The organism is Tahibacter sp. (assembly GCF_032229445.1).
Lineage (GTDB): Bacteria > Pseudomonadota > Gammaproteobacteria > Xanthomonadales > Rhodanobacteraceae > Tahibacter.
Genome location: NZ_JAVTWC010000053.1, coordinates 58,674 through 71,908 on the forward strand (window position 1 = coordinate 58,674; position 13,235 = coordinate 71,908).

Here is a 13,235-nt window from a genome sequence, read left to right on the forward strand (position 1 = left end):
GAACTTCATCAACCGATCCGAGCGCATGTCTGAACTGACTCCCCGCGAAATCGTCAACGAACTCGACCGCTACATCGTCGGCCAGCACGCGGCCAAGCGCGCGGTCGCGATCGCGCTGCGCAACCGCTGGCGCCGCATGCAGCTGGAGCCCTCGCTGCGCGAGGAAGTCACGCCCAAGAACATCCTCATGATCGGCCCCACGGGCGTGGGCAAGACCGAGATTGCGCGGCGCCTCGCGGGCCTGGCCAACGCGCCCTTCATCAAGGTCGAGGCAACCAAGTTCACCGAGGTCGGCTACGTCGGCAAGGACGTGGAATCGATCGTGCGCGATCTCGCCGACATGTCCTGGAAGATGACACGCGAGCAGGCCAAGTCACGCATCAAGACCACGGCCGAGGACCGCGCCGAGGAACGCATCCTCGATGCGCTGCTGCCACGCCGCGCGACGAACTGGGAAAAGCCGTCCGCCGACAGCACGGATTCGGATACGCGCCAGAAGCTGCGCAAGCAGCTGCGCGAAGGCAAGCTCGACGATCGCGAGATCGATCTCGAGACCAGCGTGAACCTCGGCGTCGAGATCGCCGCGCCTCCAGGCATGGAGGAAATGAGCCAGCAATTGCGGGGCATGTTCCAGTCCCTCGCCGGCAGCCGCACCCAGGCACGCAAGCTGACGATCAAGGCCGCCTGGCCGATCCTGATCGAGGAAGAAGCCGGCAAGCTGCTCAACGAGGACGAGCTCAAGGCCGAAGCACTGCGCAACTGCGAGCAGAACGGCATCGTCTTCATCGACGAGATCGACAAGGTCGCCCAGCGCGGCGAATGGCACGGCGCCGGCGTCAGCCGCGAAGGCGTGCAACGCGACCTGCTGCCGCTCGTCGAAGGCTCGACCGTGTCGACCAAGTACGGCGTCATCAAGACCGACCACATCCTGTTCATCGCCTCCGGCGCGTTTTCGCTCGCCAAGCCCTCGGACCTGATCCCCGAACTGCAGGGTCGCTTCCCGATCCGCGTCGAACTCGGCGCGCTCAGCAGCGACGACTTCGTGCGCATCCTGCGCGAGCCTCACAACGCGCTGACCAAGCAATACAGCGCCCTGCTCGCGACCGAAGGCGTGACCCTGGAATTCACCGAGGACGGCGTCGAACGACTCGCCGCGATCGCGTTCCAGGTCAACGAACGCACCGAGAACATCGGCGCGCGGCGTCTGCATACCGTGCTCGAACGCCTGCTCGACTCGATCTCCTACGAAGCTCCCGACAAGAGCGGCGCGCACTACCGCGTCGATGCGGCCTATGTCGATGCGCACCTCGGCGAGCTCGTGAAGGACGAGGATCACTCGAGGTACATTTTGTAAAGCGGCATATTGCTGCATTCTGCAGCCAAGCAACGATGAAGGTCGTTGCTCAAGTCCCACGCGGCTTTGCGCGCGCCGTCGGCGCCGCAGTCCACGGATCATCCGGCCAGGGATGGCGCGGGTAGCGTCCCTTGAGCTCTTTCCTGACTTCAGGATAGGTCCGCTCCCAGAAGCCCTTGAGATCCTGCGTGACCTGGATCGGGCGCTGCGCGGGAGAGAGCAGGTGCAGGGTGAGAGGCACGCGACCCTGGGCGATGCGCGGGGTGTCGGCGAGACCGAACAATTCCTGCAGCTTGACCGCAAGCACGGGCTGACCTGCGGCGTAGTCGATGCGCTTCTCGTTGCCGCTGGGCACGCGGATGCTGACCGGCGCCTGCGCGTCGAGGCTTCGGCGCTGCTCGAAGTCGAGCATGGCGCTGAGTGCCTGCGAGAGTTCTTCGGCGCGCAGCGCGTCGATGCGCGACTTGCCACCGAGATACGGTGCGAGCCAGACGTCCAGGGTCGCGAGCAGGGCGTCATCGGACAGATCGGGCAGGCCGAGGTCCGGGCACCATGCGCGCAGCGCCTGCACGCGGTTGCGCAGTTCGCGCGCGTGGTCGCTCCACGGCAGCACGTCGAGACCGGCATCGCGCACAGCCGAGATCAACGCCGGCACGGCATCGGCCGCGGTCACGGCGACCTGGCGCCGGCTCAGCACCAGCACCGCGAAGCGGTGCTCCTCGAAGGCCTCGACGGCGCGCTTGGCCGTGTTCCAGCGCACCGCGCGCACCTTCGCGAAGCGCTCGGGAAAATCGCGTTCGAGCAGGTCCGGATCGAACGGCGCGGCCGACAGGATCAGGCTGTCCTTGTCCTCGAAGCGCAGGTCCAGCGCGATCAGCCAGGGCTCGCCATAGAGCGCGGTGTTGTCGTGCAGGCGCACGCCACGGCCGTTGGACAGGGCGTAACGACGCGGATTGGCCGGATCCTGTTTCGCGACGCGATCAGGAAACGCATGCAGCAGCAGATCGCCGATGCGCAGCGGATCAGGCACCTCGCGCGCGGCCGCGGTGCTGCGCAGTCGCCGACGCCAGCCACCGCTGGCCTGCTCGAGCGCGGCGAGCGCGCCGCTGTCGGCCTCGCGCGCGCCACGGGCGCCGTCGCGCCGCCACGCATGCAGCGCAGCGATGCGCAGACGGAAATCGTCGCTGCGGCCGGCATCGCCACGTAGCGGACTGCGCGCATCGAGCGCCGCAAGCAGATCGGCGACCAGCGCGGAATCGCGTACCGGCGCGCGGCGCGCGGCGGCGGCCAGACGCGGCGTCGCGCCCAGCTCCAGCATCTCGCGGCCCAGCGGCGTGATGCGTCGGTCGGCACCGAGCGCGCCGAGCAGTTCCAGCAGCTCGCGCGCTTGCGCGAGATTGCCGCCCGGCGGCGCATCCAGCCAGGGCAGGCGGTCCGTGCCCCAGGCAGCCAGCTCGAGCGCCAGACTGGATAATTCCACCTGTTCCAATTCCGGCTTGCGCGCCGGATCGAGGCGCTGGCTCTGCGGCCACAGGCGATAGGCGCGCCCCGCCGCGACGCGGCCGGCGCGGCCAGCACGTTGATCGGCCGAGGCCTGCGAGATCGCGACCGTCTGCAGCCGCGTGAAGCCGGAGTTCGGATCGAAGCGCGGTTCGCGCGCCTGGCCGACGTCGATGACGGCGCGGATGCCGGGCAAGGTCACGCTGGACTCGGCCACGTTGGTCGCGAGCACGATGCGTCGCAGGCCCGCGGCGGCCGGCGCGAGCGCGGCGCGCTGCTCCTGCAGCGACAGCTCGCCGTGCAATGCCAATACCTGTACCGACGACGCATCCGCGACACCGGCGAGCAGGCCGCGCGCGCGTTCGATCTCGCGCTTGCCCGGCAGGAACACGAGGACATCACCGTCCGTCTCGGCCAGCGCCTGCTCCGTCACTCGGCGCAACTGCGGCAGCAGTTCCTCGTTCGCGCGCGCTGGCGGATAGCTGATATCGACCGGAAAGCTGCGGCCCGCGCTGGTCAGCCGCGGCGCATCGAGCCAGCGCGCGATGCGCTCCCCGTCGAGCGTCGCCGACATCACGAGCAGGCGCAGGTCCGGCCGCAAGGTGCTCTGCACATCGAGCGCGAGCGCCGCGCCAAGATCGCCGTGCAGGTGGCGCTCATGGAATTCGTCGAACAGGATCGCGCCGACGCCGGCGATCTCCGGATCACTCTGCAGCAGCCGCGTGAGAATTCCCTCGGTGACGACTTCGATGCGCGTCGCCGCCGTCACCTTCGCCTCGAAGCGGATGCGATAGCCGACTGTTGCGCCAACCTCCTCGCCGAGCTGCCGCGCCATGAATTCCGCCGCCGCACGCGCCGCGATGCGGCGTGGCTCGAGCAGCAGAATCTTGCGGCCCTGCAGCCAGGGCGCGTCGAGCAAGGCCAGCGGCACCTGCGTGGTCTTGCCCGCACCCGGCGGCGCTTCGAGTACGGCGCGGGTTCCCGCGGCCAGCGCGGCCAGGAGATTGGGAAGAATGTCGTGGATCGGGAAAACAGCAGGGGCAGGCGTATTCACGCGCGAAGGGTAGCCCAGCCGACCATGACTGGCGACGCGCTCGTGCTATGCGCCGTAAGTAGTAGATCCGGCGCATTGCGACGAATCCAAACGAGAAGACCCCGAAACCGGGGTCTTCTCTCTACTCACCCGCTCGCGTGAAGTCTATTCGCAGGTCATGCCGTTCGAATCGACCGTGCGAACCCACGTCGTGCGCGTGCCCGATCCTGACGGAACTCCCGGGATGTTCAGCGTGCTGCTGTAGTCGAAGGCCATGCTGTAGCAGGTCGGGAAGCGGAACGTCACGGTGCCCCAAGGCGTCGACTGTGCGGTAGGCCCGAAGTTGCCGGCGAAGCCGCCGCCGCTCTGGTAGATGGTCGGTACGGCGAGCGGGCCGCGCGAATCCGCGTCGAACTGACTCGCACCAAACAGCCATACCGGGCGACCGTCCGTGCCGTAGGTGAACCACGCGAAGGTGAACAGGCGGCGCGTCGTACCCGGAAGATCGAACACCTGCACAAGCATGCCCTCGCCGCTGTGCGCCGGGTCAAACCAGTTGCCCGCCAGGTAACCCGTGATCGGAATGTTCTGGAACGCGGTCGGATAGGTGGACTGTGTCGGGTTATAGGCAGGAACCGTGATGTCCTTGCCCGGGTCGCCGTCGAAGAAATTCAGGAAGGTCAATGTGAACTGGTTGTTGAAGTCCCAGCGGGCGGTACTGGCCGACGTCGTCGCGAAATTTTCCAGCACGTAAGTACCGCTGTTGACCAGCGGTTCGTCGGCGAAGACGTGCGACACGACCGTGTTGGGCTCGTCGGCGGCGCGCACCAGCAAGCGCCGACTCGTGCCCTGAGTCAAACGCAGGCCCGGAAACAGCGGATAGCGATCGGTCCTTCCCTCGTTAGCCAGGTCGCGATCGATCGCGAGCAGCGTGACTGCATCGAAGAACTGGCCGCTGCTGCTGCAGGGGATGCGCCACAGGCGCACGTTGACAAACTCTTCGAAAAATTGGTTATCGACTTCACTATCACGCGCCGCGAGCAGCACACGAAGGGCCGATGGCGCCGGATACAGCGGGCCACTGAACAGCGTCGGCAGCTCATGGGCCAGACAGCTCGGCGCATAAGCCCGGAACGAGTTCGCACTCGGCGTCAGTGCCTTGGCGACCGGGTCGGCGGGATTCGGCGTCTGGATGCGTTTCAGAGAGACCGGACCGGAAGCCTGCGAGCCCACCAGCAGGCTGCGTACTGCGGCAACGTCCTTCGCTGCGTTCTCGTTGCGCTGCTGCGCGGCAACCCCGTCGATGACTTTCTCTGCGGCGGCGGCCTGCAGAGCGAACACCGAGCCGATCAGCCAGAGGCTGGTCGAGGCCCATGTCTTTAACATACGCATAACAATTTCTCCCTAGGGGTTTGTGCGAGCGGCAACTTGGCGAGAGTGTCGCGAAACGGGTGAATTCCCTATGAACTTTTTTATGCGCCCACGGCGCGCCATGCGCAGCGGTGCCAGACAACCCTACAGCGCCGCGACCGCTTCGGCGGATAATGGCCGGTCTCCATTCCCGGCAACAACCGCATGCAGCTTGTCGATATCGGCGCCAACCTTACGCACTCCTCCTTTCAGCATGATCTGTCCGCAGTGCTCGAACGCGCCCGGGCGCACGGCGTCGGTCAACTCGTCGTCACCGGCGCCAGCCGCGAGGCCAGTCCGCAGGCACTGGCCTTGGCGCAAGCCCATCCCGGGCTGCTGTATGCGACGGCAGGCGTCCATCCGCACCACGCCGGCGAGTACGACGCAGAGTGCGACGCGCTGCTGCGCGAACTCGTCGCAGCGCCGGAGGTGCGCGCGGTCGGCGAGACCGGCCTGGACTATTACCGCGACCTGTCACCGCGGCCAACCCAGCAGTTCGCGTTCGAGCAGCAGTTGCAGATCGCGCTGGACTGTGGCAAGCCGCTGTTCCTGCACCAGCGCGACGCACATGATGACTTCATGGCCATTCTCCGTCCGATCCGCGACAAGCTCGCCGCGGTGGTCGTGCATTGCTTCACCGGCACGCGCGAGGAGCTGTTTGATTGCCTCGACCTCGACTGCCACGTCGGCATCACCGGCTGGATCTGCGACGAGCGCCGCGGCACGCACCTGCGCGAGATCGTCGGGAATATCCCGATCAACCGGCTCATGATCGAAACCGACAGCCCCTATCTGCTGCCGCGCACGGTCAAGCCGCAACCGAGTCACCGCCGCAACGAGCCCATGTACCTCGCGCACATCTGCGCCGAAGTCGCGCGCGATCGCGGCGAGAGCCTGGAGGCCACGGCGCACGGCACGACGGCGACTGCGAGGGCTTTCTTCGGTATCTGAGTTCCACGCGGCACGGGAACCAAGCGTTACGCAACCGGTCAGACGCGTCTGGCATCTTAGTCAAGCTCCACCCGCCGTAACCGCCCTGCGCGCCGCCTGCCGTTGATCCAGACGACGGGGTTAACCTGCAAGCTCGCGGCGCGGATGTTGGAGATACGCCGCGGGGACGAGCCATCTCCCGCATTGCATTCGCTCCAGCCGTTCCCAGGGCGGCACCGCCGAGACTTCCATGACCCGACCCAACCGCAGCCTGATCTGGATTGCCGGTTTCCTCGCCGCGATCGCCGTACTGGCCAGCCTCATCGCACCGCGCCTGGCATTGGCCTTCATGGCCAATCCGTTCTTCAACGGCATCATCCTGCTCGTACTGCTGGGCGGCATCGCGGTGAACCTGCGTCAGGTGCTGGCGCTGAACCGCGACATCGACTGGATCGAAAGCTACCGCCGCGCCAATCCCGAGCGCCCCGTCACCGGCCAGCCGCGCCTGCTCGCGCCGATGGCGCGCATGCTGTCAGGCCGCGAGCGCGGCAAGCTGGCGCTGAGCCCGAGTTCCATGCGTACGGTGCTCGACGGCGTCTATTTGAGGCTCGAAGAAGCGCGCGACCTGTCGAGGTATCTGATCGGGCTGGCCATCTTCCTCGGACTGCTCGGTACGTTCTGGGGTCTGCTCGGCACGATACGCGCGGTGTCCGACATCATTTCTTCGCTCGGCGTCGGCACCGATGCCGTCGCGATGTTCACCGCGCTGAAGGACCAGCTTCGCGAACCGCTCGCCGGCATGGCGACCAGTTTCTCGACGTCCCTGTTCGGTCTGGCCAGCTCGCTCGTGCTGGGCTTTCTCGACCTGCAGGCCGGCCACGCGCAGAACCGCTTCTACAATGAAATGGAAGAGTGGCTTTCTACCGTGACCAAGCTGTCTTCGGGCAGCGGCATCGCCGGGGAGATGGAAGGCTCGGTGCCGGCTTATGTGCAGGCGCTGCTCGAGCAGACGGCGGATGGCCTCGAGCGCATGCAGCGCGCCATCGTCGACAACGAGCGCGAGCGGCGCGGCGCCAGCGAGCAACTCGGCGAACTCAATGCGCAACTCGCGCGCCTGACCGAATTCCTCGGCCGTGACGCACGCGAACGCCACGCCGCGACCGAAGTACAGGAAGACCTGCGCGCGGCGCTGAAGACGATCGCCGGGCAGCATTCCGGCGGCGGCAACACGATGTCCGATGAACTGCGCAGCGAGTTCCGCCTGCTGTCGCGCACGATCGCCGCCGCGCTGGACAACCAGCGCCGTCCCGGCCCCGGGCAGCACTGACGCCTTATGCGCAACCTCGCCTCCCGCCGCCGCGGCGTCGACATCTGGCCCGGCTTCGTCGACGCGCTCACCGCGCTGATCATGGTGCTGGTGTTCGTGCTCATGCTGTTCGCAATCGGCCAGTTCGTGCTGTCGGATTCGCTCGCCGGCAAGAATCGCGCGCTCGACGATCTCAACGCGCGCGTCGCGCAGCTGGCCAGGACCTTGTCGCTGGCCGAGAACAGCAAGCGCCAGCTCGATACACAGGTCAAGGAGCTGTCGGCCTCGCTCGGCGGCGTAACGAACGAGCGCGACCAGGCCCGCAGCGAACTCACCGCCGCGCAGGCCGAGGCCGCGCGCCTCGGCGCCGACATCGCAGCACTCGCGCAGCTCAAGAGCCAGCTCGAAAGCGAAGTCGCGCGCCTGGCCGGCGAACTCGGCCTGAGCCAGAGTGAAGTCGTCAAAGGCAAGGAGCTGTCGGCGCAGCAGGTCGCGCAGCTCGAACTGCTGAACCGGCAGATGGCCGCGCTGAACGCGCAGCTGGCGCAGATCCAGGCCGCGCTCGACGTCGCGAACAAGGACCTCAAGAACAAGGACGTCAAGATCGCCGATCTCGGCAAGGAGCTGAACATTGCACTGGCCAACCGCGTCGGCGAACTGGAACGCTACCGCTCGGAATTCTTCGGCCGCCTGCGCGCGGCCCTGGGCGACCGCTCCGACATCCGTGTCGTCGGCGACCGCTTCGTCGTACCGACCGACATCCTGTTCGACAGCGCCTCGGCCGAGCTCGGACCGACCGCGCAGGCGTCAATGGACAAGCTCGCCGAGACAGTCAAGCTCGTCGCCGCGGAGATTCCGTCCAGTGTCGACTGGGTGCTGCGCATCGACGGCCATACCGATGCGCGCCCGATCCACACCGACCGCTTCCCGTCGAACTGGGAGCTGTCCTCGGCGCGCGCGGTGTCGATCGTGAAGTATCTCGTCGTTCAGGGCATACCGGCGCATCGGCTATCGGCCAATGGCTTCGGTCAATTCCAGCCGCTGGACCCGGCCCAGACGCCGGAAGCGTTCACGCGCAACCGGCGTATCGAGATTCAGCTGACGAACCGGTGAGCGGTCTGCCCGAGGCTCTGACTACGGGGCTAGCGTCACTGAAGCAATCAGGAAGCAGTCGAGTTTCAGCAACGCACACTGGCACCCGGTCGAACCCGGAACAGAGCCCTCCCCTTCAAGGGGGTGAAAGGCAGCCGTTGAGAACCGCAAGGTTCTGGCTGTCTTGAACGCCCAACGGGCCGGAGGGTTGGGTGGGGATGGTGTTCGGACTCAACTCGCCGCGATCAGTTCTATTTCACCCGCTTCTTCGATTCGCGAGCCGCATCCAGCGCCGCCCAGCCGCCGAACTGCAGGCCGATGACCTGGTCAACCACCGGCGCGATCTTGTCGAGCGCGTGCGCCGACGTGCCGCTGACGCGATAGGTGACGGTCGCTTCGGTGCCTTCGTCGTTCGCCGCAAGCGCGACGCTGAGTACGCCGCTGATGGCCATGTCCTGCAGCGGCCCGAGCGCGGCGTTGAGGCGCAGGAGCTCGTCGCGCTTGAGCATGATGACGCGGCCGTGTTCGGCGCCACCGTCTTTCCAGCGTTCGCAGAAGCAGCCGCCGAGCTTGAGATCGAGGCTGAGGTTGGCCGCGTCGCCCGACCAGGTGTGTTCCTTCGGCCACCAGCGCGCGGGCTGAGCCAGCGTGGTCCAGGCCTGTGCCGGTGTCGCCGCGATGTGCAGGCGATGTTCGACGATGAAGCCGTCGGCAGCGGATTGCTTGACCGCAGCCTGACCGGCGGCGCTTGCGAACAACAGCAGGATGGCACTCACACGTACACGTAAGGGACGCATGATCGGCTCCGATTGGCAGGCACCGGCCGATTATGGCGCGCGGCAACGCAGCTTCGCATCGGCCGCTGCGCCAGGATCCGCGCACGATCAGTCGCGCACGCCGACACGCAGCGCCAGATCCCAGCGCACGGTACGGACTTGTTCCACATCGCCCCAGGCCGCCGCAAAGGCGTCAGCGAGCTCGTCGACGGGGTCGCGCCCCACCGCCTTGAGGTAGCGCTGCGTCGCCGACCACGAGCGCAGATAGGCAAGAAACCCGGCCAGGTCCCACTGCACGACCAGGTCGAACGTCGGCGCTTCGATGCGCCGGAATGGAAACGCGAGCGTGGCGTAGCCGGACTCGACCAGCCGCCGCTCCGCTGGCCAGTAGGTCTCGAGCACATCCGCGTAGAGGCGCTGCTTGACCGCATCGACGGGCGGCGTGATCGCGCAATCGGCGTAGGTCCACTGCGCCATCACGCCGCCAGGGCGCAGCACACGTATGGCTTCGGCGTGGAACGCATCGAGGTCGAACCAATGCAGCGCCTGCGCAACCGTGACGAGATCCGCGCTACCGTCGTCCAACGTTGAGGCCTCGGCGCGCTCGACGCGATAGTCGATGGTGGGCATGGCGTCGGCCTGTTCGATCTGCGCGGCACTCGGATCGGTCGCCACCACTCGCGCGAATTCGGCGGCCAGGCCAACGCTGGCCTGGCCCGTGCCGCAGCCCGCATCCCAGGCCAGCGCACGTGCTGGCGACTGCGCCGCCAGCCAGGCAAACAGGCCCGGCGCATACCGCGGCCGCGCCGTGCGGTAGATCGCCGATTGGGTCGAAAAATGGTCTTTGAAGGACATGGTCTGCTCCGTCGCCGGCGCTCGCCAGCGATCCGGCCGATTGTGCACCGCCGCGCTGCCGGCCGCGCGTGCGGCGCCAGCCACCTTTGCATCCCAGTGCGTGCTTGCGCACGCCCGCGTTATCGACCGTCAGCGTCGTCCGGCGCTTCGCCCGGCGTGCGGCTCATCCGTATCGACAATCCGCCACTCGCCCGGCGCCAAGCCCTCGAGCGCATACGCGCCAATGCGCGCCCGCACGAGACGCAAGGTCGGCAATCCCACCGCCGCCGTCATGCGCCGCACCTGGCGGTTGCGTCCTTCGCGCAGCGTGAGTTCCAGCCATGCGTCGGGCACCCTCTTGCGAAAGCGCACCGGCGGATCGCGCGGCCACAGCGCCGGCGGCGCGGCCAGAGCGCGCGCCTGGGCCGGCAGGGTCGGGCCGTCGTTGAGCACGACGCCGTCGCGCAAGGCCGCGAGCGCAGCATCGGTGAGGCTGCCTTCCACCTGCACCCAGTAAGTCTTGTCCTGCTTGTGGCGCGGATCGGTCAGCCGGTGGGCGAGCGCGCCGTCGTCGGTCAGCAGCAGCAGGCCTTCCGAGTCCGCATCGAGACGACCCGCCGCGTAGACGTCAGGCTGGCGGATGTAGTCGGCCAGCGTGGGCCGGCGCGGCGTGCTGCGATCGGTGAACTGACACAGCACGCCATACGGTTTGTTGAATGCGAGCAACATGCATGGACGGCGCGCGGATGCCGCATCCGCGCGCCGTAGCCGTTACTGCTTGGCCGCCGAACGATCTGGCTTGACGAACTTGAGCGTCATGCGGTCCGACTCGCCGATCGCCGCGTACTTGTCCTTGTCCTTGTCGCCGAGGGCCAGCGACGGCGGCAGGGTCCAGACGCCCTTTTCGTAGTCCTTGGTGTCCTTGGGATTGGCGTTGATCTCGCTCTTTTCCGGCGGCGCGAAGCCGGCATCGGTCGCGAGCTTGATCACGTAGTCCTCGGGGATATAGCCCGAGTCCTTGATCTTCTCCATGTCGGCGCCAGGCGCCGCGCGATGGTCGGTCACACCGAGCACGCCGCCCGGCTTGAGCACATCGAATGCGGCCTTGAACATTGCCGCATCATTCTTCCACATCATGAAATTGTGCACGTTGCGGAAGGTCAGCACGAGATCGGCACTGCCGGGCTCGCCGAACTTCGGCGTGGTCAGCGCGAACTCGCGCACTTCCACTTCGCCGTAGGTGCTGGCATCCGCGGCCAGCTTGTCACGCAGCGCGGAGTTGCTCTTGGCGAGATATTTCTGGGTGCCTTCCTTCTCGGCGCTCGTCGGGTCCATGACCACGGCAACGAGCTTGCCCTGACCCTTGAGCAGCGGCGCGAGGATCTCGGTATACCAACCGCCGCCCGGGGTGATTTCGACGACGGTCTGGCCGGGCTTGAGTCCGAAGAAGGCCAGCGTTTCGCGAGGATGGCGGTGGGCATCGCGCGCCTTGTTCGCCTCGGAACGCCAGTGACCGGTGAGCACCTGGTTCTGCAGGATGTCCCAATTGGCGACATCGGCCGGGACCGCGACCGCCGGCGGCACTGGAGCGGGAGCCGGTGCCGGCGCCGGTGCGGCGGGCTTGGCCGGCTCGGGCGTCGCAACGGGCTTGGCCGGTTCCTGGCCTCCACCGCAGGCGGCGAGAACCAGGGCAAGGGCGAACGGCAGGGCGAGCTTCTGCATGACGGCTCCGACTTTCAGGAAAGGGGGCAGCAGGCTAGCACGCACGCGGTTAAGGCCGGAACACGGCGAGCCGTGCCGTTGCGCAAACGCGCCGGAATGGCAATCAGACCGTCAGCGACGGCGCCGCTTCGCCGTGACCGATGCCAGGGCCGTGGCGGCGCTGTGCTGGGCAGCCTCTTCCAGCACCCAGGCGCGGAACGCGGCTACCCCCGCATGCGCCGCCGAACGCGGCGGAAAGACCAGATAATGCGACCACTCCGCGCGCAGCCGCTCGGGCACGAGCACGACGAGCCGGCCTGCATCGATATGCGGCTTGACCATGGTCAGCCGGCCGAGCGCGACGCCCAGTCCTTCGAGCGCGGCGCGGTGCAGCGCTTCGGTATCGCCGAAGCTGGCCACGTAGCGCTTGGGCGGCTGGCCGCCGAACTGCTGGAACCAGTCGGTCCAGCGATCGCCGGGATCGCCGAGCAGCGGCCAGCGCGCGAGGTCGGCCGGCTGCGGCGCACGGCTGCGACGCTTGAGCAGCAGCGGACTGGCGACGGGAGTAATCCACTCGTGGAAAAGGTGGATCGCATCGAGTCCCGGCCATACCCCGGGACCGAAGCGCAGCGCCGCATCGATGGGTTCCTTGGCGAAATCGACGATGCCGGTACCCGAATGCAGGTGCAGCTCGAGTTCGGGATGGCGCGCGACGAAGCGCGGCAGGCGCGGCACCAGCCAGCCCGAGGCGACCGTCGGCATCATGCTCAGACTAAGCACATCGTCCCGGCTATGTCGCGGCGGTTGCATCGCGCGCTCGATCGCAGCCAGCGGCGCTTCGACCGCATCGAGCAGGCGTTGACCGTCGGCCGTCAGTGTGACGCCGCGCGGGCCGCGCACGAACAGGCTTTGCTGCAGGCGCTGCTCCAGCGCGCGGATCTGATGGCTCAGCGCACTGACGGTGAGGTTCAAGCGCAGCGCCGCACGCGACAGGTTGCGCTGCTGCGCGGCGAGTACGAAGGCTTGCAGGGCGGTCAGCGGCAGTCGAGGCATGGGGAAGTTCTGTAACAAGATTCGGGAGCGCCGCTTTCGTGATCTGCACCAGATCTCCACAACCTCGTTGTGCTCCGTAGCAGTCCTGACCGTATGGCCCTTGGGCCGTGCACCAGATCTCCACAACCCGGGCCAAACGCGTTGCGTTTGGCCGTCCGGCCCGTTGGGCGTTCAGAGTGATCAGAACCTGCGGTTCTGAGCGATCACTCTTCACCCGGCCCGTTGGGCGTTCAGAGTGATCAGAAC

The 13,235-nt window shown here is 67.1% G+C and carries 11 protein-coding genes; 4 read left to right on the forward strand and 7 right to left on the reverse strand.

The features are described from left to right. Positions 1 to 25: 25 nt before the first annotated feature. Positions 26 to 1,354 (forward strand): ATP-dependent protease ATPase subunit HslU, encoded by a 1,329-nt coding sequence (gene hslU, locus RUU78_RS10400; RefSeq protein WP_313916303.1) that lies wholly within the window; start codon positions 26 to 28, stop codon positions 1,352 to 1,354. A gap of 49 nt (positions 1,355 to 1,403) precedes the next feature. Here hslU and hrpB read toward each other — a convergent pair whose 3' ends face one another. Together hrpB and RUU78_RS10410 are read right to left on the reverse strand one after the other, a co-directional pair. Beyond that, the gene (hrpB, locus tag RUU78_RS10405) at positions 1,404 to 3,908 is read right to left on the reverse strand and encodes an ATP-dependent helicase HrpB (RefSeq protein ID WP_313916305.1); all 2,505 of its coding nucleotides are present in this window, start codon (positions 3,906 to 3,908) and stop codon (positions 1,404 to 1,406) included. Positions 3,909 to 4,052: 144 nt separating this feature from the next. After that, positions 4,053 to 5,279 carry a hypothetical protein gene (locus tag RUU78_RS10410; protein WP_313916307.1) on the reverse strand — a complete coding sequence of 409 codons (1,227 nt, stop codon included), beginning with the start codon at positions 5,277 to 5,279 and terminating at the stop codon, positions 4,053 to 4,055. Between the two features lie 183 nt (positions 5,280 to 5,462). On the opposite strand from RUU78_RS10410, the gene RUU78_RS10415 reads away from it, so the two are divergent. The 3 genes from RUU78_RS10415 (at position 5,463) to RUU78_RS10425 (ending at position 8,646) form a co-directional block, all read left to right on the forward strand. Next, entirely contained in the window at positions 5,463 to 6,248 is a 786-nt protein-coding gene (locus RUU78_RS10415; RefSeq protein ID WP_313916308.1) for a TatD family hydrolase, read from the forward strand. A gap of 229 nt (positions 6,249 to 6,477) precedes the next feature. After that, positions 6,478 to 7,554 (forward strand): flagellar motor protein MotA, encoded by a 1,077-nt coding sequence (locus RUU78_RS10420; RefSeq protein ID WP_313916310.1) that lies wholly within the window; start codon positions 6,478 to 6,480, stop codon positions 7,552 to 7,554. A 6-nt stretch (positions 7,555 to 7,560) separates the two neighbouring features. Next, on the forward strand, positions 7,561 to 8,646 hold the full coding sequence (locus RUU78_RS10425; RefSeq protein ID WP_313916312.1) for a peptidoglycan -binding protein: 1,086 nt from the start codon (positions 7,561 to 7,563) through the stop codon (positions 8,644 to 8,646). A gap of 230 nt (positions 8,647 to 8,876) precedes the next feature. Here the strand turns inward: RUU78_RS10425 and RUU78_RS10430 are convergent, their stop codons facing one another. From RUU78_RS10430 to RUU78_RS10450, 5 genes are all read right to left on the reverse strand, one after another. Further along, entirely contained in the window at positions 8,877 to 9,422 is a 546-nt protein-coding gene (locus RUU78_RS10430) for an SRPBCC domain-containing protein (protein WP_313916314.1), read from the reverse strand. An 87-nt stretch (positions 9,423 to 9,509) separates the two neighbouring features. After that, positions 9,510 to 10,256 carry a class I SAM-dependent methyltransferase gene (locus tag RUU78_RS10435; RefSeq protein WP_313916316.1) on the reverse strand — a complete coding sequence of 249 codons (747 nt, stop codon included), beginning with the start codon at positions 10,254 to 10,256 and terminating at the stop codon, positions 9,510 to 9,512. 129 nt (positions 10,257 to 10,385) lie between these two features. Beyond that, positions 10,386 to 10,964, reverse strand: coding sequence for a pseudouridine synthase (locus tag RUU78_RS10440; RefSeq protein ID WP_313916318.1), 579 nt, complete (start codon positions 10,962 to 10,964; stop codon positions 10,386 to 10,388). Between the two features lie 42 nt (positions 10,965 to 11,006). Beyond that, positions 11,007 to 11,957 carry a methyltransferase gene (locus tag RUU78_RS10445; protein WP_313916320.1) on the reverse strand — a complete coding sequence of 317 codons (951 nt, stop codon included), beginning with the start codon at positions 11,955 to 11,957 and terminating at the stop codon, positions 11,007 to 11,009. Positions 11,958 to 12,068: 111 nt separating this feature from the next. Further along, a complete protein-coding gene (locus RUU78_RS10450; RefSeq protein WP_313916322.1) occupies positions 12,069 to 12,989 on the reverse strand; it encodes a LysR substrate-binding domain-containing protein in 921 nt (306 codons plus the stop codon). Between the last annotated feature and the right edge of the window lie 246 nt (positions 12,990 to 13,235).